The following is a 20,911-nucleotide window of genomic DNA, read 5'->3' on the forward strand; positions in this document are numbered from 1 at the left end:
GGGGGAGCCAGGACATGGATCTGGGACTGGAGGGGCGCCGCGCGATCGTGTGCGGCGCCAGCCGCGGCATGGGCCGGGCGATCGCCGTGACGCTGGCGGCGGAGGGGGCAGCGGTTACGCTGGTGGCGCGCGACCCCGCGGCGCTCGAGGACACCGTGTCGCTGGTGCGCGCGCAGACCGGACGCGACGCGGTGGCAGTGGCTGCGGACCTGACGCGGGATGAGGACCGGCAGCGGATCTTCGCCACCTGTCCCCAACCCGACATTCTGGTGAATAATGGCGGCGGCATGCTGCCAGGCGATTTCCGCGACTGGGACAGGGCGCACTGGATCGCGGGCGTGGACATGATGATGCTGGCCCCGATCGACATGATCCGCCTTGCCGTGGACGGCATGACCGAACGCGGTTTCGGCCGCATCGTCAACATCGTCTCGCGCAGCGTGAAGAATCCGCAGGCCGAGATGGCCCTTTCCAACGCCGCGCGATCGGGGCTGGTGGCCTTTTCGTCGGGTCTGGCGCGACAGTTGGTCGCACGGAACGTCACGATCAATAATGTCCTGCCGGGCATCATCGATTCGGCGGCGCAGCATGCCCATGTCCATGACCTGTCGCGCATGACGGGGCGCAGCTACGACAGCATCTGGGCAGAGCGCGCTGCCGCCAACCCCGCGAAACGGTTCGGCGATGTCGAGGAGATCGCGGCGGCGGTCGCCTTCTTCTGCTCGCACAAGGCAGGCTTCATCACCGCCCAGAGCCTGCTGGTGGACGGGGGCGACTATCGCGGCCTGTTCTGAAACAGCATCAAACATTCCAAAAAGGAATATGTACAAGAGGCGTTTTGCCTTCTCATTCCGAGTCAGAAATAACATAATGACCGTCAGGACAAAGGTGATCATGGCAGGCGGGTTTCGGCCCCTCCTTTTCTCCTGCAACGGATGGACGTGAATCATGACGAAACCCTGGATCGGGGCACAACCCAAAGTCTGTGTCGCGCATGCTCATTACGATCTGAAGGGCGAGATGGAGCGCCGCCCCAATCCACCCCCCTGCGTCCAGGTCAACAACCTGGCGGATCTCGAGCAGGTCGTCGCCGATGCCGAGGTGCTGGTCGTTTCCATGCTCTGGAAGAACCATATTCTCGACTGGGCACCGAAATTGAAGCTGGTACAGTCGGTCAGTGCCGGCGTCGACCATTACGACCATGCCCTGTTCCGCGAACGCGGCGTGCATCTGTGCAGCGCCCGGGGGGTGAATGCGAACGCCGTTTCGGACCACGCGCTGGGCCTGCTGCTGAACCTGTCGCGCCGGCTTTTCGAAGCGCGCGACGACCAGAGGAATGCCTATTGGCGCCTGACCAGCAGCAACCCGAAAGACAGGCTGCAGGAACTGGACGGCAAGACCGTCCTGATCGTGGGATTCGGCGGAATCGGGGCCCGCGTCGCCCGGCTTTGCAGGGCCTTCGGCATGAACGTGATCGCGATGCGCCGTTCGGTTCCCCAAACGCAGCCCGAGGACGTGCGAATCATCTCGAACCGGGATTTCCTGCCCACCCTGCCGCAGGCCGACGTGGTGATCCTGACCTGCCCGCTGACCGAAGAGACGTTCGAACTGGTGAATGCGGAAGCCTTCGCCGCCATGCGCCCGGACGCGGTGCTGATCAATGTGGCACGCGGCAAGGTCGTCGACGAGGGCGCCATGATCGAGGCGCTGCAATCCGGGCAGATCGCCGGCGCGGCGCTGGACACGTTCGTCGAGGAACCGCTGCCCGCCTCCTCTCCCCTCTGGTCGATGGACAACGTGATCGTGACGCCGCACGCGGCGGGCGAGACGCAGTTCTATGAACGGAACGTCGTGGACATCCTGCTGACGAACATCGGCGCGCTCGAAGCCGGCACCCCCCTGAAGAATCAGATCGTCTGACGACAGGCAGGGGGCGATTTCGGCTTTACGGTGCCGCCCGCCCCCCTAAACTCGATATGCGTTGTAAACGGTTCGCCTGATGGCGGCGGGGAGGTCCTGGAGTGACGACACGTCGAGCTTTTGCATCGGTCCTGGCCCTGGGCGGCGTCGCGGCCGCGACGTCCCTTGCCGGCATATGTCCGGCACGGGCGCAGGAAGAAGGGGGAACGATCGCGCGCATCAAGGCCTCGGGCAAGCTCCGCACCGCCGCCATTCCGGGAGCCGAACCGTTTTTTCACAAGGATATTCTAAAGGGCGGCTGGAGCGGCGCATGCGTCGACATGGTCAGGGACATGGCCGCTTCCCTGGGGGTCACGCCCGACATCGTCGAGGCCGAGTGGGGGACGTCGGTCATGGACCTCCAGACCGGCAAGATCGACGTCATGTTCGCCCTGAGCCCCACCCCCGCGCGGGCACTCCAGATCCAGTTCAGCGACATCGCCATCAACAACGCATTCACGGTGATTGCGAAAAACGGCCTGTCGGTCGCGACGTGGGACGATCTGGACAAACCCGAAATCCGCGTCGCCTTCGACACAGGTTCGTCGCACGACATCTTCGTCCGGCGCCGGCTGCCCCACTGCACCCCCGTGGCGGTCCAATCCCCGACCGACGCGATCATGGCGCTTCAGGCCGGACGCGCGGACTGCGTGGTGCAGGTGGTGGTGATCGCGGCCGTGATGCATGCGCGCAACCCGGCGGTAGGCCGGCTGATCCTGCCGCAGCCCGTGGTGCATCAGCCGACCTGTATCGGCGTGCCGGCCTCGCCCGACCCGCGTTTCCTGACCTTCGTCAATAACTGGCTTCTCTACAACCGTTCGGAGGGCATCGTGCAGGACTGGATGTTCAAGGCGCTGCGGGCCAGCAATGTCGATCCGGCATCGCTGCCGCCCGGCCTGGAATTCTGATGGCGATGCGGCCCGCACCATGACCTATCAATGGGATTTCGGCCCGATCCTTCAATACTGGTCTCTTTTCAGGATCGGTCTCGAATATACGTTGGGCTTCACCCTGGCCAGCGCGATCGTCGGCATGGTCGCGGGCCTGCTGCTGACGCTGGCCCGGCGCAGCGGCTGGAAGATCCTGTCCATCCCCGCCGGCGCGGTCGTCGAAATCTTCCGCTGCACGCCGGCCCTGGTGCAACTGGTATGGTGCTATTACGCGCTGCCGGTCGTGCTGGGCCTTAGCCTGCCGCCCGCCACGGCGGCGCTGCTGGCGCTGTCGCTCTACGGCGCGGCGTTCTACAGCGAAATCTTTCGCGCGGGCCTGGATTCGATCGACCGTGGCCAGTGGGATGCCGCCGCCGCGCTGGGCATGACACCCTTCACGATGATGCGCCGGATCATCCTTCCGCAGGCCCTGCGGCGCATGACCGCCCCGCTCGTCAGCCAGGTGGTGCTGCAATTGAAGAACACGTCTCTGATTTCGGTCGTGACCGTCCCCGACCTCGTCTACCAGGGACAGATGGTTGCCTCCGCCACCTACAAGCCGCTCGAGGTCTACACCACGATCGCAATCATCTATTTCCTGATCCTGTTTCCGATGACACAGGGCGCGCGGCTGCTGGAGCGTCGTCGTCATGGCTAGGGAACCGCTGATGATCGACATCGTGAACCTGTCCAAGCGCTTCGGCAGGCGCGAGGTGCTCAGGGACATCTCGCTGGGGGTGCCGAAGGGCAATGTGCTTGCCCTGATCGGCCCCAGCGGATCGGGAAAATCCACCTTGCTCCGTTGCGTCAATCTTCTGGAAGCCCCCGATTCCGGGTCGGTCACGATCGACAACCATACGATGCGGTTCGGCGCCACGGCATCGCGCCACCGTACGGGGGCCATGGCGGCGTTCCGTGCCGAAGCCGGAATGGTTTTTCAGTCCTTCAACCTGTTTCCGCACCTGACGGTCCTGGAAAACGTGATGTCCGGCCCGCGTTTCGTGCGGGGCCGGTCGCGCGACGCGGCCGAGCGGATCGCCCGCCCGCTGCTGGAACGCATGGGAATGGAAAGTTTCGCCGACACCATGCCCGAACGTCTTTCCGGCGGCCAGAAGCAGCGCGTGGCGATTGCCCGCGCCCTGGCGATGGAACCGAAGGTCATGCTGTTCGACGAGGCGACATCCGCGCTCGACCCGCAGCGGGTGGCCGAGATCCTGAGCGTGATGCGCGACCTGGCGCAGGCGGGCATGACCCAGATCGTGGTCACGCATGAAATGTCCTATGCGCGGGACGTGGCCGATACCGTCGTCTTCATGGCGGACGGATACATCGTGGAATCGGGCCCGGCGCGGCAGGTCATCGAAGACCCGCGGGAAGAACGGACCCGGACGTTCCTGAAACATTTCCACATGGGAAAAGCCTGATGGCTGCCATGTCTTCTCCGCCGGCCTCTTCTCCGCCGGCGCAGGGTGCCCGGCTCGTCGTCATCGGCGCGGGGGCCGTTGGCGTGACGATTGCGCTGCACCTGCGGCGCCTGGGGCATGACGTCACCCTTCTGTCCTCCGATGCGCCCGGATCGGAAAATGCGACGAGCTACGGCAATGCCGGGTGGCTGAGTCCGGGGTCCGTCGTACCGATTTCCATGCCCGGCATGTGGAAGAAGGTACCAGGCTATCTGCTGGATGCCCAGGGTCCGCTGCGCCTGCGTCCGTCATCCCTGCCGCATATCTGGCTGTGGCTGCTGCGCTTCGTCGCCTGTGGCGCCACCCGCGCCCGTGCCCGCGCCATCGCGTCGGCGCTGCGGCCGTTCCTGGCCGGCGCGGCGGACCGGCATGCCGCCCTGGCGGCGGAAGCGGGCGTTCCCGAACTGATCCAGCGCAAGGGGCTGCTGATCGTCTATCCGGATGAAGCTGCCTATAGGGCCGACGCCTTCGGCTGGCAGCTCCGGCGCGAAAACGGCGTACGGTGGAATACGCTCGACCGCGCGGCGCTGGAAGCGGTCTGCCCGGGCCTGAGCCCCCGCTACGGCTTTGCGGCACAACTGCCCGATGGCGCCCATTGCGCCGATCCCGGGGGCTATGTGGCGGCCCTGGCCACGCTGGCACGCGCGCAGGGCGTGCACTTTGCCGACGGCCATGTCGATGGCTTCGTGCTGGAGGCCGGGCAGGTGCGCGGTGTCCGTTCGTCGGGCCGGGTCGTGGCCTGCGACAGCATCATCGTCGCCGCCGGGATGGGCGCGCGCGCGCTGGGCAGCATGCTGGGAGATTCCGTGCCGCTGGTGAGCGAGCGCGGCTATCATGTCCAGGTCCCCGGCCTGGCGGAGGAACCGCCCCTGCCCGTCATGATGTCGGACCTCAAATTCGGCATCACCCCGATGACAGGCGGCATGCGTGCCGCCGGACAGGTGGAATTCGCGCCTGAGGGGGCACCGCCGGACTGGCGGCGGGCCCGTATCCTGCTCGATTGCCTGCGCGACGGCCTGCCCCTCGTGAAGATCGGCGGCTTCTCCACGGTCGGGCACTGGATGGGCAACCGGCCGTCGACACCGGACTGCCTGCCTGTCATCGGCCCTTCGCCCTCGACGCGGGGCGTGTTCTACGCCACGGGCCATGGGCATCTGGGGCTGGTCAGCGCGCCTTGGACCGCGGAACTGATCGGGCGGATGATCGGCGGCGATACCGTCCCCGAGGCCGCGCCCTACGACCCCGCCCGGTTCCTCCGCTTCCGTCTCTGAGCGAACCATGAGCGTGATCGCGACCGAAGCACCGGCGCACGAGAGCCCTGCCGCCATCCGGCGGGGCGCGCTGGCGGCGATCCTGCTCTCGGTCCTGCTGGCGGTTCTCGATTACGCGGTCGCCAATATCGCCCTTCCGACGATCGCGACGGATCTGCACGCGTCCGCCTCGGTCTCGATCTGGGTCGTCAATGCCTATCAGCTCGTCAACTGCATGCTGCTTCTGCCGCTTGCCGCCTTCGCCGAACGCATCGGCGCGAAGAAAATCTGTCTGAGCGGGCTGGCGGTACTCATGGCGGGCTCGCTGCTCTGCGCCCTTTCGCACCATATCGCGACCCTCGCTTTCGCACGCGGCATGCAGGGGGCGGGTGGCGCCGCGATCATGGCGGTCAATACCGCGCTCATCCGGATGGTCTGCCCCCCTGCCCGTCTCGGCCAGTGTCTCGCGCTCAACGCGCTGACCACGGCGCTGAGCGTGGCGCTGGGCCCGTCCGTCGCGGCGGCGGTCCTCTATTGCACCGGTTCGTGGCGCTGGCTGTTCCTGTTCAACCTGCCGGCCGGCGCGCTGGTGTTCGCTTTGTGCAAGGTCCGCCTGCCCGCCACGCCGCCGCTCCGGCGCATGATCGACCCGCTGTCGGTCGTCCTGAACATGGCAGCCTTCTGCCTCATCCTGACCGGCAGCGATTTTCTGGCCCGCAACGCGTGGGCATCGGGCGGGACGATACTCGTCCTGCTGGGGGCGGTGGCAGGGGCCTTGCTGCTGGCGCGCCAAAGAGGGCACGCCGCTCCCCTGCTGCCGGTCGACCTGCTTGCGCGCCCCGCCTTTTCCATCGGCGTGATGACCTGTTTCCTGGGCTATACGGCGGCGAATTTCTTCATGATCTCGATCCCGTTCTCCCTGACCGGCCTGTTCGGCCGCTCGCCGGTCACGACGGGACTGCTGATCACGGCCTGGCCCGGGGCGATGGTTCTGACCGGGCCGCTCGTCGCCCGGCTTGCGGATCGGATCCCGGCGGGAACGCTGTCTTCGCTGGGGCTTGCGGTCAATGGCTTCGGTTTCCTGATGGTCAGGATGACGCCTCCCGATGCCGGGAATTTCGACATCATGTGGCGCTTCGCGCTGGCGGGCACGGGGTTCGCCATGTTCGTCTCGCCCAACAACCGCGCGATCCTGCTGGCCGCGCCACATGACCGCAGCGCAAGCGCCAGCGGCATGATCGCGCTCTCGCGCATCATGGGACAGACCTGCGGCGCGACGCTGGTGGCCATGATCATGGCCCGGGTGGCGAACCGGCCGACGCTGTTATGCCTGGATTACGCGGCTGCCGTCGCCTGGACGGCAGCCCTGCTGAGCCTGAGCCGCAAGATGAAAAGGAGGTTGCCATGCTCCTTCCCCGCCGCCTGATGCCGTCGGTCCCCGAACTCGTCGCCTTCGAGGCCGCGGCCCGGCACCAGAATTTCAGCGCCGCCGCCGAGGAACTGAGCCTCACGCAGGGCGCGATCAGCAAGCAGATCCGCAACATGGAAATGACGCTGGGCGTGTCCCTGTTCGACAGGCGCCGCAAGCGTCTGGTCATGACGCGCCAGGCCAAGTCGATCCTGCCGTCCGTGATTTCGATCCTCGAGCAGATCGCCGGCACGACCTATCGCGTCCTGTCCGCGGGAGACGGCGAGAACACGCTGAACCTGCATATGTTCTCCACCTTTTCGTCCCGGTGGCTGATCCCCCGCCTGCCGCGGCTGATCAGGCAATATCCACAGATCAAGGTCAATATCACGACGGTCTTCGAACCGTTCAGCTTCGACGGGTCCGATTGCGATATCGCGGTGCATTATGGCGCGCCGGTCTGGCCGGACGGGCAGCTCCATCATCTGTTCGACGAAACGATCGTCCCGGTATGCAGCCCGGCCTTTCGCGACGCGACGAAACTGGAGACGGCCGAGGATCTTGCGCGGGTCAGCCTTATCCAACTGACCACCCGGCCCGCCTTGTGGGATTTCTGGTTCGCACAGGTGAACGTCACCGGTGCCGCATCATTCAAGGGGCATGTCTTCGACCAGTTCAACGCGACGATCGAGGCGGCGATTGCAGGCTTCGGCGTGGCCCTCGTCCCCACGATCTTCGTGGAACGCGAGCTTGCCGATGGCACGCTCTGCGTCGTCTCCAACGAGACGATCCGTTCACGCGGGGCCTATTACGTCGTGACTCCGGTCGAAAAAGCCCACGATCCCGCCATCTCCGCCTTTATCCGCTGGATCTGCGCGGAAAGCGCCGCTTATGGCGGCCTGGGCGAGGCCGCGCCGGCGACCCTGCATTTCAACGGATATGAAGGAACGAGGAATTGAACGACATTCTCTACCTCGATACGAATCGTCGCCGATCCCGGACGCCGCCATTGCCGATGTCCGGCCGAAGGATCAGGCGGCATTGTCTTTCGAAAAGAGCGGGCGGCTGTCGGGAGCGGAGGCAGAAGGAATCCAGCGGCCGAGCCAGCGCGCGAGGCCCGGCCCGGTGAACAGGACCAGCACGAAACGTACCGTCTGCATCGCCATCACGAAAGACATATCCACCCCAGGCGTGGTGGAGGCGATGATGGCGATCGTATCCTCGCCGCCCGGGCTACAGGACAACCAGGCGGAGAGCGGGTCCGTCTGGCCGCACAGGACCAGCAGCCACGCCACCGCGCCCGACGCCGCGATGACCAGCGACGTCGACAGCACGACCCAGGGCGACGCGCGCAGGGCATGGCGAACGATCCCGGGCGTGAAGCGCAGGCCGATCCCCCATCCCAGCGCCGCATAGGCAGGAACGCGGACCCATCCGGGCAGGACGATGGTCAGCAGGCCCGTATCCTGCAACGCAGCGCTGACGACCAGCGGTACCATCAGCGCACCGGCGGGAATACGCCATTTCCGGGCAAGGAACGACGACACGGCAACGGTCAGAAGCGTTCCGGCGATCGCGCCGGCGTCTCCGCCGGCCGCGGACACCGGAATCGGCCCCGGCGTCGCCGGAGCCGCAGCGAAAAACCGCGTGGCCGCCGCGGCACTTCCCGAGACGAAGATCACCCGCAGATATTGCATGAAGGCGACAAGCCGCATATCGGCGCCATAACTGGCGGACATGATCGTCATCGCAGTCGCGGCACCCGGCGACGCCCCCCATAACGCCGTCGTCCCCGGCAGGACCCCGGTCCGCGCGAGGGCGAAGCCGGCGGCGGCGCTGACCAGCACGACGGCCAGGACCCCGGCGAAAAAGACCGGCCCCTTGTCGAGGATGCTGGCCAGAACGGACAAGGGCAGGCTGGTGGCGATCAGGCAGCCGATCACCCCCAGGGCCAGCGGAAAGATCGGGCCGGGAAACCGCAATTCCTGCCCCGTGACACCGGCAGCGATGGCACAGATCATCGGGCCCAGCAGCGCCGACGCCGGCAGGCCGGCACGGCGAAACAGCTCGGCCAGCACCATCGACCCCGCGACCAGGACCACCCAGCGCGGCAGCAGCCTGCACATGGCCATGGAGCCCGAACCGACGTCAGACATAGGACATGTCCCGGATCGGGTCAGAGGGAGAGGTCCAGTTGCATGTAGTAATAGCCGCCGAACAGACCCATCTGCTGAACATCCATGTTATAGATTTCGGATCCGAGATATTGCACCGCGTACGGAAGCTTGCGGGGATAGGCGTTGCCGACATTGTTGGCGCCCAACGTGGCGTGCAGGCGCGGCGTCACCTGATAGCCTATCGCAAGGTCGGTCTGAAAGCGCGGCGTCTGGACCCAGCGCAGGAACTGCGTGACCGAATTGACCATGGAAGCCGGCACGTCGTTCCAATAGGTATTGTTCGACGTCGTGCGTCCGTAGCGGGTTTCGTGCACCGAGAAATCCAGCTTTCCCCAGGTCCAGCGGCCGCCGAAGATCAGCTTGTTGCGCGGCATGTACGAGGTCAGGAACGACCTCTGCTGCGCGTTCAGCAGCGTGTTCCCGTTCAGGTCGGTGCCGACGGAACGGACGTTGGTCTGGTTGAAATTGACCGCCGCGTCCCAGTTGATTCTTCCATATCGGCCCAGATTGGTCAGGTAGGTGGCCGTGACGTCCATGCCGCGCGTGCGCGTCGATGCACCGTTCGTCTCATACTGTGCCGTGGCGGTCGCCGACGTGGAGGGAAAGAAGAGACCCGACAGTTCCATCGCCTGAATGGCCTTGGCACCACCATAGACGCCACCGATCACGATACGGTCGCGAATGTCGATCTGATAGGCATCCAGGGAGACATGCATATTCGGGATCGGATTGAGGATGATGCCGGCGCTGAAGCTCGTCGAGCGTTCGGGCTTCAGCGGCCGGGCGCCCAGCAGCCTGGCGCCGGGCGAGTGCACGCCCAGGACACCGGAGGCCGATGTCGGCGATTCCGTCAGACTGGAGAAGTTCTGCTCGGCGAGGGTCGGCGCGCGAAAACCGCTGCTGACGGTGCCACGAACGGCAAGATACCTGTTCAGGTCATAACGGGTCGAGACCTTGCCGATCTCGGTATCGCCGACATCGGTGTAATGTTCGAACCGTCCAGCAAAATCCGCTTTCCATCCCTTCAGGAACTCCGTCCCGACATCGATATACCCCGCCGTCACGTCGCGGCTCGACGTGCTGGCGAGGCCCGGCGGAATCGCGTGCTGGCCCTGGGCGCCCGATATATAATAGGCGTCGTAATCGCCGGCACCGATCTTGTAGGTCTCGTACCGATATTCGGCACCGATCGAGAAATTGAGCGGACCCGCCAGAACACCCGTATCGAAGCTGCGCCGGAAGTCGAGATTGTTCGTCCATTGCGTGGCCGTATAGGCAGTCTGGTGGAATTCGGTCGGTGTATAGCCGTAGGTCTGGAGAAAGCTCTGGCTGCCGGTATTGGCGATGTTCACGTCGTTATGATTGCCGCCGTACGTCGTCGACAGATCGAAATCGAAGCCCAGGAACGCCTTCCCTTTGAAGCCGACCGTAACACCGTAATCGGTCTCGTCGGTCTGGATGATGGGGACATAGCCGTTGGGGAAGAGCGTGGGGAAGGTCGCCCCCGGCACGTCCACGCCGGTCCGGAAATTCTGCAGCGCGTCGGCGACCTTGTGGCCGAAGGTCGAGAAGGAATAAAGCGTCAGGCCGTTCTCGACGTTGTATTCCATATTGTAGCCGAGCACGACCTGGACCGCACGCGGCATGCTCATGATCGGGTTATCGTATCTGTTCGTCCGCTTGTCCCATCCGCCACGAATGGCATGATCCTGGAACTTGAAGTCCGCGCCCAGGTTGAAGAAGCCGTCGTTCGGCAATGCGAATCCGGCCCCGATATAATCCTTCGAGGTAAAACCGTCGCCCTTGTAATATCCACCATTATTGGCCGACATCTGGATGCCATGCTTGCGGTGCGTCAGAATGACGTTGATGACCCCCGCGATGGCGTCCGACCCGTACTGGGCGGCTGCACCGTCTTCCAGCACCTCGATATGATCGATTTCCGAGACCGGAATCATGTCGATATCGACCGGCGTGGTCCCCTGTTGCGGACCGGGCGCGTAATAGACCGTCGACGTGGTGTGGCGGCGCTTGCCATCGACCAGAATGAGCGTCTGGTTCGACGTCAGGCCGCGCATGTTGATCGAGTCAATCGTATTGGCCGTCCCCGTACCGACGGTCTGGCGGGTCAGAGACGGAATCAGCGTGGTCAGCGCATCGCGCAGGTCGGCCTGCCCGGTGGATTTGAGCTGCGCCGCCGAGATGACGACCACAGGGCTGATACTGTCGCGCGCTCTCGCGTGCGGATCGCGCGTTCCTGTCACGATCACCTGCTCCTCGGCATCTCCCGAGGCATAATGGCGCGCGGCAGGCACCTTGACTGGCGCCAGGACAGAGGCTGCCGTCGGCGCGGGCGTCGAGCCAGCGGCGGCATGACCCTTTGCCGCACGCACCGACTTGGTATTCGTGCCGGTCGCCGCAAAACCCTCGGACGCGATCACGGCCGGAAATACAACGGCAAGAGCCGTCGAGAAAAGTGCCTGACGTTTCATTCTGCTCTGCCTTCTTCGCCTCTTTCGCGCCGCCGCCCGACGCGGAAGTCTCCAACCACGGGATCGCGCCGGCCGAACGGCTGCCTCATTCCGCCAGGCCCCGAACCCGATCCATGAAGGAACCTACCTCAGTTCGAATAGGCAACAAAACATATATGGGTCCCGATCCGATATTGTTTTTACGGTTAAGATGAAAAGAATTCATGGAAAGATTGGGTGCTGTCCTTCCCCAGATGCGTGGGGCATGGCCTCGCCCGCCAAGGAGCAGCCAACCGGGATTTTTGTCTCCGCCGGGTCCTGGGAGTTCCGATTTCGTAATAATGTGATATCGATGTGCTTCCCCAAGAGGAAAATAGAAATGTCGCCTTCTCGAACCGAGGAAATTCCAAGTGGAATTGGAACGGTCTAGCAATGGCTCGATCCCCTACGCATTCGCTCGGCCGCATCGTGCCGGCGCCCGACAGGACAGGAGTGAAACCCGATGCTTTTAAAGAGACGACACCTGCTGATGGGCCTTGCCGGCACGGCGGCACCCACGGCCCTGGCCGCGTCGCCCCGCAAATCGGTGGTCGTCGTGGGAGCCGGCATCATCGGCGCATCGGTCAGCTATCACCTTGCCTCCTACGGTGCCGACGTCACGATTATCGACCGTGCCGGCCCGGGGCAGGAAACCACGGCCAAATCCTTTGCCTGGCTGAACGCGTTCAACAAGAAACCCTATTCCTATTATACATTGAACATGCTCGGCATCCTGGGCTGGCGTCGCCTCCAGCAGGAGATCGGCAACGACCTCGCCATCCAGTGGGGCGGTGGCGTCTCGTGGCACGCCGACGAGCAGAATGCCGTGGAAGAAACGCTGGACATCATTCGCCGGCTCGAAGGCTGGGGTTATCCCATCCGCAGGATCGGCAAGGCGGAGGTCGAGGCCCGGTTGCCGGGCGTTCGCACCGGGTCGTGCGCCATTGCCTGGAAATCCGACATCGACGGGACGGTGGACCCGGTCGCCGCGGCAAAGGCCCTGGTCGCGGCCGCGGCCGGAAAGGGCGCGCGCCTGGCCATGGGCACGAACGTGCTGGCGCTTGACCGGACGGGCGGGCATGTAACGGGCGTGCAGACAAGCAAGGGCCTGATCCGTGCGGATCACGTCGTGCTCTGCATGGGCAATGATACACCGGCGATGGCGGCAACGGCCGGGTTGAAGACCCCCCTCAAGGAATCAAGAGGTGTCCTGGCCCATACCGAGCCGCTTCGCCCCCTTTTCGGACAGGTCATCATGCCGCCGGGCTGCGACATCAAGCAGAATCCCGATGGACGCCTTGTCACCGGCTCCAATTTCGGCGACAGCGGCGATACGCCGGCCGACGCCGCCACGGGGGCGAGATTCCTGGCGCAGGTCCGAAAGTTCTTCCCCCACTTGCCCCCCATGCCGCTCGAATTCATGACCCTGGGTCACAGGGTCCTGCCGGTCGACGGGCACCCTATCGTCGGCGCTTCGGCCAGCGATCCGAACGTCTACGCCGCCGTCATGCACAGCGGCATGACGCAGGCGCCGATCATGGGGCAGTGCATCGCGATGGAGGTCCTGAACGGTGTTCCCGTCGACTGGCTCTCCGATTATCGGCCCAGCCGGTTCGCGTGACCGTCAGCGCATTCCATGCGGGAAGTCATGAACGGCCTTCCCAGCATCCCCCGAGCCAGGTCTCGACCCCTATCCGGCCCGCAGATGAAACCGCGTCATTTCGGACGGCACGCCCAGACGGAGTGCGAAGCCGGGCCAGAGACCGGTCCCGTTACTGACATAAAGCGTCATGCCGGCCACCTCATAACGCCCGGAGACGAAACCGTTATTGCCGCGCGCGACGAGTCGGTCGAGGCCGAGGATCATCCCGCCATGCGTATGGCCCGAGAGCTGAAGCGCCACGCCGCGGGCGGCCGCAGCGGGGGCGTCGCCGGGCTGATGATCGAGCAGCACGACCGGCGCATCCCGAGGGCTCCCGTCCAGCGCCGCGTCGAGATCCGGGACCGTATGCCCGTGCCTGTGTGCGGAACGATCGGTCACCCCGGCGATCACCAGAGACGCCGTCCCGCGCGTGATGATCCTGTGCTGGTTTTCCAGCACATCGAAACCCAGCGCCGACAGATGGCGCATCCAGTCCGCATAGTCGAAAAAATATTCATGGTTGCCCGGAGCGGCCAGAACGCCGTCCGGCGCACGCAGCCGCGCAAGCGGCGCGATGTCGGCGCGGCGCATATCCACTGATCCGTCGATGAAATCCCCGGTCACGACGATCAGGTCGGCGCCCGCCGCGTTGGCCCGCGCCACGACACGGGCGGCCCATTTCGCAGAGAAGAGCCGCGTGATATGCAGATCACTCAACTGGAGCAGCCGATATCCGTCGAACAGCGGGGACAATCCGCGTATGACGACGATCTCGTCCCTGACGGGCGGCACCCGCAGCGCATTGACGACGCCGGTTGCCGCCAGCAGCGCGGCCACTCCACCCACCGCAATGCGGGCTTCCGCGCCGATATGAACCGGCTGCCATGTCACCAGCGCGATCACCAACACGCCGCAATCGAGCGCGAGCTGGAGCAGCGTGAGAAACAGGACCGTCCCGACCGCCCAGTTGAACAGGATGATGAGCGGCTTCGGGAACTCCGGCGCGAACACCGAGCCCGAGGAGAGCCTGCTCCAGAACTGGTATTGCGACGCCACGATGACGCAGACGGCCACCAGGACTTTCACGGCCAGGGGAAGAGGCAGCGGCCATAACCAGTTCAGGATCACGATCGACAGGAGCAGGCCGAAAATAATGACGCGCAAGAGTGTAGGATCCTCATGGGTAAGCAGAAGAGCCGGCGGCTTGGCTGCCTCCGCCGTCCGGTTGCGCGTCGTGACCCTACGCCGGATCGAAGTGCGGTTCGCGCGAACGCCTCAGGCGAAGCGTTCCCCGACCATGTCCTCGCTTTTCGTCCACAGGGCCTCGGCGCGTGCCGGATCGAGAGCGTAGGCGCGTACCCCCGCATTGACCAGACTGATCGGCTGATCGTCCGGCACGACATCGCTGACGCGGCAATTCTCGCAGTAGCGCCCGCCTACCGCGTCGGCCCCGGCGACCGCACCGGCCCATACGGATGTTGCTGCGCCCTGCGGAATGCTCTTGAACTGGAACGGCTTCTGGCCCTCGGCGGCGGCCTGCTCATTGATCCGGCTCACCATGGCTTCGATCTCACCGGGCGCCATATGCCGCGCCAGTTCCGTCATGATTCCACCGGGATGCACCGCCGTCGCCCGCACGCCCCGCGCGCGATGTCGTGCATCGAATGCGACGGCGAAGAGAATGTTGGCGGTCTTGGAGCGCCCATAGGCCACGAACGGCTCATAAGGCGTATGCTCGAAATTAGGGTCGTCAAGATCGACGTCGGCGAAGCGATGTCCGGCCGACGACACATTGACCAGCCGGGCGCCGTCACGCATCAGGCCTGCGATCCGGTTGACCAGGACGAAATGTCCCAGATGGTTGGTGCCGAACTGCGTCTCGAACCCGTCCTTCGTATGCCCGAACGGCGTCGCCATGACGCCTGCATTGGCGATCACCAGATCGAACGGCGTGCCTTGCGCGTTCAGACGGTCGGCGCATGCACGCACGCTCGCCAGATCCGCGAGGTCCAGCGCGGTCAGTTCGAACGCGCCGCCGCCCTGCTCCGCAGCCGCGCGAACCTGTTCCGTCGCGCGCCCCGCTTTCGCAAGATCGCGCGCCGCACCCACGACATGCGCGCCATGAGCCACCAGCGCCCGGGCCGTTTCGACGCCCAGTCCGGCGGAAACGCCGGTCACGAGCACGCGCCTGCCCTTCAGGGACACGCCGGAGAGAACATCATCGGTCGTCGAGGTTGCGCCAAAAATCTGTGTCATCGGTGGAACTCCTCGAAATGGTACATGCATTTCTTGCCGAAACGGCATTCGGTGTCATATGTGGAGTATCGCTCCGTTTGATATATACGGAGCATCACTCCGTTTAACAAGAGGGGACAGGTGACCGACGTGAAAACGCCCCGCCGCCGACCGCGCAGCGACGGACAACGCAACAGAGAGCATCTCCTGGAAGTGGCCAAAGCCGCGTTTACGGAGGGCGAAGTCGACATTCCTCTGGATGAAGTCGCAAGGCGCGCGGATGTGGGCATCGGAACGCTCTATCGTCACTTTCCCAGTCGCGACGCTCTTATCGAGGCGGTCTATCGCGCTGAACTGGACCGCCTTGCCGAAGCAGCGCCGGTTCTCGCAGCGCAACATCCGCCGGTGGAGGCCCTTCGCGCATGGATGCGATTATTCGTGGATTACATCGCCGCCAAGCAGGTCATCGCACCAGCACTCAATAGGCTGGTCGGAGGAACGAGCACGCTTTACGCTCAGTCCGGCGCCGTCCTCCAGACTGCGATCGACAAGCTCGTAGCTGCTGCGGTGGAAAGCGGGGATCTCAACGCGGATATCGAGCCGCTCGATCTGCTTCGCGCCCTGGCTGGCGTCTCCAATTTCTCGTCCGGGCCGGGCTGGGAGAAAAGCGCGAAACGCCTCGTTGACATTCTCATCGCGGGCTCGCGGTCATCAGCGTCGTAACGACGCAGGTCCCACGGCTTTGTCCGCTTAGCGGCCCCACTGCTCGTATTTTTCGCAATGTTGCAAATGAGGCCGCAACAGCCGCGATTGCATCACCTTCAGACTGAACACCATACGGCGCCATCGGAAATCCACAAGACGCTCACCGGGCAGGCCCTGCTCGTATACCGCGCCCCTCTTTGCAGAGCTTCTTGCCGGCCACGTCTCCGTCACCGGCTCACCATCATTCGGTCGTTCAAAATCCGAATCGAGCGCGAGAATAAAAGCATGATGACGCTGGCAGCGGCGATTCCACTGCCCACCGCCAGCAAGCGCGCCGTGCCGAGCGCGTGCGCCAGCAGACCGCACGACGCATAGGCGACCGGCGCCATTCCCTGGGCACATACGCTGAAAATGGCGCTGACACGCGACACGGCCTCTTCGGGAACGTTCCGCTGTATCGTCGTCTGCGCGACAAGGTTCTGGACCACCATCCCGGCCCCGAACGCGACCCCGCCCAGAGCCAGAAACGGCACCCCCACCCCGTTCAGCAGCAGGAGCAGCGGGATGATCGACACCGCCGTCGCGACCTCGTACATCACAAGCGGGCGTGACGCCCGGACGACCAGCAGAATGAGCGCGGCCAGGATACCCCCGACGCCGATCCCGGCCGACACGATGCCCCAGGACCGGGCGCCATGGCTGGCAGTCGCCAGCGACGCCGGCCCCAGGACGAGGAAGGGGGCGAAAACCGCCAGGTTCATGACCCCGTACTGCATGGTGATCAGTTGCAGCCAGCGCAGACGGCGAAACACCGCCCAGCCGGTGGCCAGGCGCGCGGCAAATGACGTGTGCGGACGTTCTGGCATGGCGCGGATTTCCAGCCTGGCAAGGCAGAGCGCGCTGAAGGCATAGGTCAGGGCATTGAAGCCGATCGCCAGCACGGGCCCGTGGCTGGCGATCAGCAGCCCGGACAGCATGGGCCCCAGGATGGCGGTGATGGAGCCGGCAAGACTCAGAAGACTGTTCACCCGATGCAGATGCCACGCCTCGACCAGAAGCGGGATCAGGCCGAATTCCGCCGGCCCGTAAAACGCGTTGCCGGTTCCGATCAGCGCCACCAGCACAATCAGCAGCGGGATCGACGAATGGGGCCCGGACATCAGGACGGCGATCAGCCCCTGGCTGGCACAGCGCAACAGGTCCGCACCGATCATCAGGCCGCGCCGTGACCACCGATCAGCGATCGCGCCGGCCGGCAGGGTCAGCAGCACCGTGGGCGCCGCCTGTGCCGCCAGGACGAGGCCAAGGACGATGGTGGATTGGCCATGCAGCAGCAGCGCGAACGTCAATGCCAGGCTGACCATGGACGTGCCCAGCGTCGATACCGTCGTCGCCACAAGATACAGGCCGACATTCCGGGTCAGCCAGTGCCTCATCGACCGCGGGCACTGGCGTGGGTGGGAAAAGGCGACACGCGACGCTCCGAAAGATCCAAGGAAGTTCCAGACGGACCCGTCCTGAAGACAGGGCGGCGGCCGATCAGTTCATGAACGCCGATAAAACCCGCATCCTCGCCATCTGTTCCCGTCCGGCACACGGCTCTGCCGGGGAGCAGACCCGATGCCCGCCGGCTGCAAACGTGATGCCGGCGCCACGGAAGGCGACGTCACCGCCAACGAAGACTTGATGCGCGAGCATGGCGTGTTGCGGCGTATTCTGACCGTCTATCGTGAGGCTGCGCCGTGCATCGAGACGAATGCCGCAAACGTGGACATGGCGGCGCTCCTTCGGTTCACGGATATGGCTCTAGCTGATTGTTTTGGCGCGCATCTTTATCCAACCGGATGCGTCCATCCGGTCGGATGATGCTCTAGTGTCCTGCCCGAGAAATTCTTATGAGAATTTCTCGGATCAGCAGGCCACTAAAATATTGATTCTACTATCTTTTCGATTCCGAAATTCGCTTGCCAATTTCGGAATCGGAACACTAGGCCTAAGCGAACCGGCCGGGTTCACCGCGCCACCTCCCGGCGGCTGGCACGTCACCCGGAACGCTCCGAAGCCGCCGGTCTGCGACGCGCAGCAGGGGAGCAACGAACCTTGCATGACTCGGTAAAGATGGCGCTGGACGAGACGCGTACCCTGATTCTGGGGGCTCAGATCCTGCTCGGCTTCCAGTTCCAGGCCGCCTTCCAAAACCGGTTCGACAGCCTGCCGACGCATGCCCGCGCGATGGCGGCCGGGGCACTGGGCCTGATGCTGCTCACCACCGGCCTGCTGATCGCACCGTCAAGCTATCATCGCATTGCGGTGGACGGCTACAGCACCGGGCATTTCCTCCGGATGGTCACCTATATGACCGCATCGGCGCTGCTGCCGTTCACGATCGCCTTCGGGCTCGACGTCGCGATCGCGGCGGAACATATTCTCGACGGAAACGGACGGGCGGGCGGAGCGGTTGGCGCGGGCCTCGCCGGTCTTGCCCTCGTCGCCTGGTATGGCACGGGCATGATGATGAAACGCCACATCGGCACCGCCGAACGGCATGCGGCCGGCATGCGACGGAACCGGCGCGTTCTACCCCCGCTGCATGCCAGGATCGAGGCGATGCTGACCGAAGCACGCGTCATCCTGCCGGGCGCACAAGCGCTTCTGGGCTTCCAATTGGTCATCGTCTTCGCCGCCGCATTCGAAACCCTGCCCGCTGCGTCGCGCCTGGTCCACGGGGCAGCCCTGCTGTGCGTGGCGTTGTCCGTCATCCTATTGGTCATGCCCGCGGCACTGCATCGCATCGTCTGGGCAGGCGAAGACAGCGAAAGGTTCCTGAGCGTCGGCGGGGCCCTCACGGCCATGGCCCTGGTCCCGTTGGCCCTGGGCCTGGCGGGCGACAGCTATGTCGTGATCGCCCGGATCGCGGGGCCGCGCACCGGCGCCGCCACGGCCATCGCCGTCGCATGCCTGCTGTATGGGTTATGGTTCGCCTGGCCGATGGTCATGCGAGGGTCCCGAAACGCGTAATCCGCCGGATCGTTGACTCCGCACCGGCCGGAGCCGCCGCGCCCACGCCGTGGACCTGGTCCCAAAACCTCCGGCACAAGGACTCCACGAAATGCCCGAAGCCGAAATTATCCTGATGCGGCATGCCGAAAAGCCGGACAAAGACCGGAACGAGATCGGTCTGTCCCCCGCCGGTCAACCGGACGAGCACGCGTTGAGCGCTCGCGGCTGGCAACGCGCCGGCGCGCTTGCCCTGCTGCTCGGCCGCGACTCACGCGTCCAGGTGCCACTACCGACGCCCGACAGGATCCTGGCCTCGGCGTTTCGCGAGAACGGGGGCCGCAGCCGCCGGCCGGAACAGACCGTCCAGCCCCTTGCCGACCGGCTGTCCCTGTCCCTCGACCTGGCCTGGAGCCTGAATCAGGAACAGGCTTTGGCGTCGGACCTGCGCCGGCGGACCGGGGTTCATCTGGTCTGCTGGCAACATGACGGTCTGCCGGCACTGGCGCGCGCCATCGCCGCGCCCGACGGCCTGACGGAAATTCCTGAAACCTGGGCATGGCCGAGCGAGCGTTTCGACGTATTCTGGCTGCTCAGCCGGGCCTCCGCAACCGCCCCCTGGCGCTTCGCGCAACATTGCCAGTGCCTGCTACCCGGCGACGCCGACCGGCCATTGCTCCTTTCGCCCCCGGTCAACGACCATTGACCGGTCCGGTTTCTCCATACCGATCCGCCGCGGATCGAGCACGGCCTGGTGTTGGCCGGCGGCATCAGCGGCACAGTCCGAACCCAGTCGCCTGGAAATGAAAATGGCTGGCATGCAGCCTGTCATAATCCGGCGATAGAACGGTTTCGAAGACCCCACAGGATTCGTCGCGAATCCTGCGGAGAAAAACCGCATCGACACCCTGGCCGTTCCATGCGCTGAGTGGGATTTCACGTCCGTCCGCCAGAACGAACGCCGATACGTCGATCGCATTGGCCGTGGCATGGCTGCTCCGAATACCCGGACGATCGCGCACATCGCGGCAGGCAAAGCTGCCGACATGCCGAATGCGCGCAAGTCTGGTACCGAATACCGACCGGGCCACGGGAAGGGCGACATCGGTTTCGAACAGCGCCCAGCGGACCGCGAGGTCGCAGGACGCCAGAAAGCTTTCCGGCTCCATGGCGACAGGCCCTCCGGAGACGGTAAAGATATCGCTCAACGGGCACGTTGCCGTGCCATCGCTGGCCTGCGGCTTAACCCGTATGGGCGCGGTCCGCAGAGCGGCGCGGCAGAATTCCGGAAAAAAGGCAGTGATCCGAAGCTTCAGCGGCGTCATGACGGTACGGGGCGCGCGCAAATCCAGAGGCGAGGCAGGATCATAGGACGGCGGAAGCCACCTGCTGTGGAAAACGAGCACGGCGGCGATCGCAAGGCCGGTGATGAAGATCGCGAAGTGCAGGAAACGCAAGGACACCTCCGTTATTCGACATGACGCCGCAAAGGTCCCCCCTCCTTTCCACAGCACGATTCCGAACAGCCGCTATCAAGAAACATTCTTGTTAAATCTCATCTTTTTCTTTCCAATGCCGATTGGCCGACTTCAAGATATCGTGCAAGCAAAAAAATCCACATGCCCTTTGGCAAGCA

19 protein-coding genes are annotated in these 20,911 nt (G+C 64.6%); 13 read left to right on the forward strand and 6 right to left on the reverse strand.

The window, feature by feature from the left end; all coding sequences use genetic code 11:
- Positions 1-14 precede the first annotated feature (14 nt).
- From AAC691_RS07835 to AAC691_RS07870, 8 genes are all read left to right on the forward strand, one after another.
- Positions 15-794 carry an SDR family oxidoreductase gene (locus AAC691_RS07835; protein WP_342629603.1) on the forward strand — a complete coding sequence of 260 codons (780 nt, stop codon included), beginning with the start codon at positions 15-17 and terminating at the stop codon, positions 792-794.
- A gap of 154 nt (positions 795-948) precedes the next feature.
- Entirely contained in the window at positions 949-1,920 is a 972-nt protein-coding gene (locus AAC691_RS07840; RefSeq protein WP_342629604.1) for a D-2-hydroxyacid dehydrogenase, read from the forward strand.
- Positions 1,921-2,021: 101 nt separating this feature from the next.
- Positions 2,022-2,867: a transporter substrate-binding domain-containing protein gene (locus AAC691_RS07845; protein WP_342629605.1), complete on the forward strand. Its 846-nt coding sequence runs from the start codon at positions 2,022-2,024 to the stop codon at positions 2,865-2,867.
- A gap of 19 nt (positions 2,868-2,886) precedes the next feature.
- Positions 2,887-3,546, forward strand: a complete 660-nt coding sequence (locus tag AAC691_RS07850; protein ID WP_342629606.1) for an amino acid ABC transporter permease — start codon at positions 2,887-2,889, stop codon at positions 3,544-3,546.
- On the forward strand, positions 3,539-4,312 hold the full coding sequence (locus AAC691_RS07855) for an amino acid ABC transporter ATP-binding protein (RefSeq protein WP_342629607.1): 774 nt from the start codon (positions 3,539-3,541) through the stop codon (positions 4,310-4,312). Before AAC691_RS07850 ends, AAC691_RS07855 begins: the two co-directional genes overlap by 8 nt.
- 8 nt (positions 4,313-4,320) lie before the next feature.
- Positions 4,321-5,622, forward strand: coding sequence for an FAD-dependent oxidoreductase (locus AAC691_RS07860; RefSeq protein ID WP_342629608.1), 1,302 nt, complete (start codon positions 4,321-4,323; stop codon positions 5,620-5,622).
- Positions 5,623-5,629: 7 nt separating this feature from the next.
- Positions 5,630-7,027: an MFS transporter gene (locus AAC691_RS07865; protein WP_342629609.1), complete on the forward strand. Its 1,398-nt coding sequence runs from the start codon at positions 5,630-5,632 to the stop codon at positions 7,025-7,027.
- On the forward strand, positions 7,006-7,968 hold the full coding sequence (locus AAC691_RS07870) for a LysR substrate-binding domain-containing protein (protein ID WP_342629610.1): 963 nt from the start codon (positions 7,006-7,008) through the stop codon (positions 7,966-7,968). Before AAC691_RS07865 ends, AAC691_RS07870 begins: the two co-directional genes overlap by 22 nt.
- 72 nt (positions 7,969-8,040) lie before the next feature.
- Here AAC691_RS07870 and AAC691_RS07875 read toward each other — a convergent pair whose 3' ends face one another.
- Together AAC691_RS07875 and AAC691_RS07880 are read right to left on the reverse strand one after the other, a co-directional pair.
- Positions 8,041-9,165, reverse strand: a complete 1,125-nt coding sequence (locus AAC691_RS07875) for an AbrB family transcriptional regulator (RefSeq protein WP_342629611.1) — start codon at positions 9,163-9,165, stop codon at positions 8,041-8,043.
- Positions 9,166-9,185: 20 nt separating this feature from the next.
- A complete protein-coding gene (locus AAC691_RS07880) occupies positions 9,186-11,678 on the reverse strand; it encodes a TonB-dependent receptor (protein WP_342629612.1) in 2,493 nt (830 codons plus the stop codon).
- 481 nt (positions 11,679-12,159) lie between these two features.
- Between AAC691_RS07880 and AAC691_RS07885 the strand changes: the two genes are divergently transcribed.
- Complete coding sequence (locus tag AAC691_RS07885; protein ID WP_342629613.1) at positions 12,160-13,317, forward strand: FAD-binding oxidoreductase; 1,158 nt, start codon at positions 12,160-12,162, stop codon at positions 13,315-13,317.
- A 69-nt stretch (positions 13,318-13,386) separates the two neighbouring features.
- Here the strand turns inward: AAC691_RS07885 and AAC691_RS07890 are convergent, their stop codons facing one another.
- Both AAC691_RS07890 and AAC691_RS07895 read right to left on the reverse strand, forming a co-directional pair.
- On the reverse strand, positions 13,387-14,502 hold the full coding sequence (locus AAC691_RS07890; RefSeq protein ID WP_342629614.1) for a metallophosphoesterase: 1,116 nt from the start codon (positions 14,500-14,502) through the stop codon (positions 13,387-13,389).
- 111 nt (positions 14,503-14,613) lie between these two features.
- On the reverse strand, positions 14,614-15,594 hold the full coding sequence (locus tag AAC691_RS07895) for an SDR family NAD(P)-dependent oxidoreductase (RefSeq protein WP_342629615.1): 981 nt from the start codon (positions 15,592-15,594) through the stop codon (positions 14,614-14,616).
- Positions 15,595-15,714: 120 nt separating this feature from the next.
- On the opposite strand from AAC691_RS07895, the gene AAC691_RS07900 reads away from it, so the two are divergent.
- On the forward strand, positions 15,715-16,296 hold the full coding sequence (locus tag AAC691_RS07900; protein ID WP_342629616.1) for a TetR/AcrR family transcriptional regulator: 582 nt from the start codon (positions 15,715-15,717) through the stop codon (positions 16,294-16,296).
- 209 nt (positions 16,297-16,505) lie between these two features.
- Here AAC691_RS07900 and AAC691_RS07905 read toward each other — a convergent pair whose 3' ends face one another.
- Positions 16,506-17,714 (reverse strand): MFS transporter, encoded by a 1,209-nt coding sequence (locus tag AAC691_RS07905; RefSeq protein WP_342629617.1) that lies wholly within the window; start codon positions 17,712-17,714, stop codon positions 16,506-16,508.
- A gap of 184 nt (positions 17,715-17,898) precedes the next feature.
- Between AAC691_RS07905 and AAC691_RS07910 the strand changes: the two genes are divergently transcribed.
- The 3 genes from AAC691_RS07910 to AAC691_RS07920 all read left to right on the forward strand — a co-directional run bounded on the left by AAC691_RS07910 (position 17,899) and on the right by AAC691_RS07920 (position 19,981).
- On the forward strand, positions 17,899-18,144 hold the full coding sequence (locus AAC691_RS07910; RefSeq protein ID WP_342629618.1) for a hypothetical protein: 246 nt from the start codon (positions 17,899-17,901) through the stop codon (positions 18,142-18,144).
- 234 nt (positions 18,145-18,378) lie between these two features.
- The gene (locus AAC691_RS07915; protein ID WP_342629619.1) at positions 18,379-19,296 is read left to right on the forward strand and encodes a DUF6328 family protein; all 918 of its coding nucleotides are present in this window, start codon (positions 18,379-18,381) and stop codon (positions 19,294-19,296) included.
- Between the two features lie 91 nt (positions 19,297-19,387).
- Positions 19,388-19,981, forward strand: coding sequence for a hypothetical protein (locus AAC691_RS07920; RefSeq protein ID WP_342629620.1), 594 nt, complete (start codon positions 19,388-19,390; stop codon positions 19,979-19,981).
- A gap of 64 nt (positions 19,982-20,045) precedes the next feature.
- Here the strand turns inward: AAC691_RS07920 and AAC691_RS07925 are convergent, their stop codons facing one another.
- On the reverse strand, positions 20,046-20,600 hold the full coding sequence (locus AAC691_RS07925) for an extensin family protein (protein ID WP_342629621.1): 555 nt from the start codon (positions 20,598-20,600) through the stop codon (positions 20,046-20,048).
- Positions 20,601-20,911: the final 311 nt, after the last annotated feature.

It is taken from the genome of Nguyenibacter vanlangensis, from assembly GCF_038719015.1.
Taxonomy (GTDB): Bacteria; Pseudomonadota; Alphaproteobacteria; order Acetobacterales; family Acetobacteraceae; genus Gluconacetobacter; species Gluconacetobacter vanlangensis.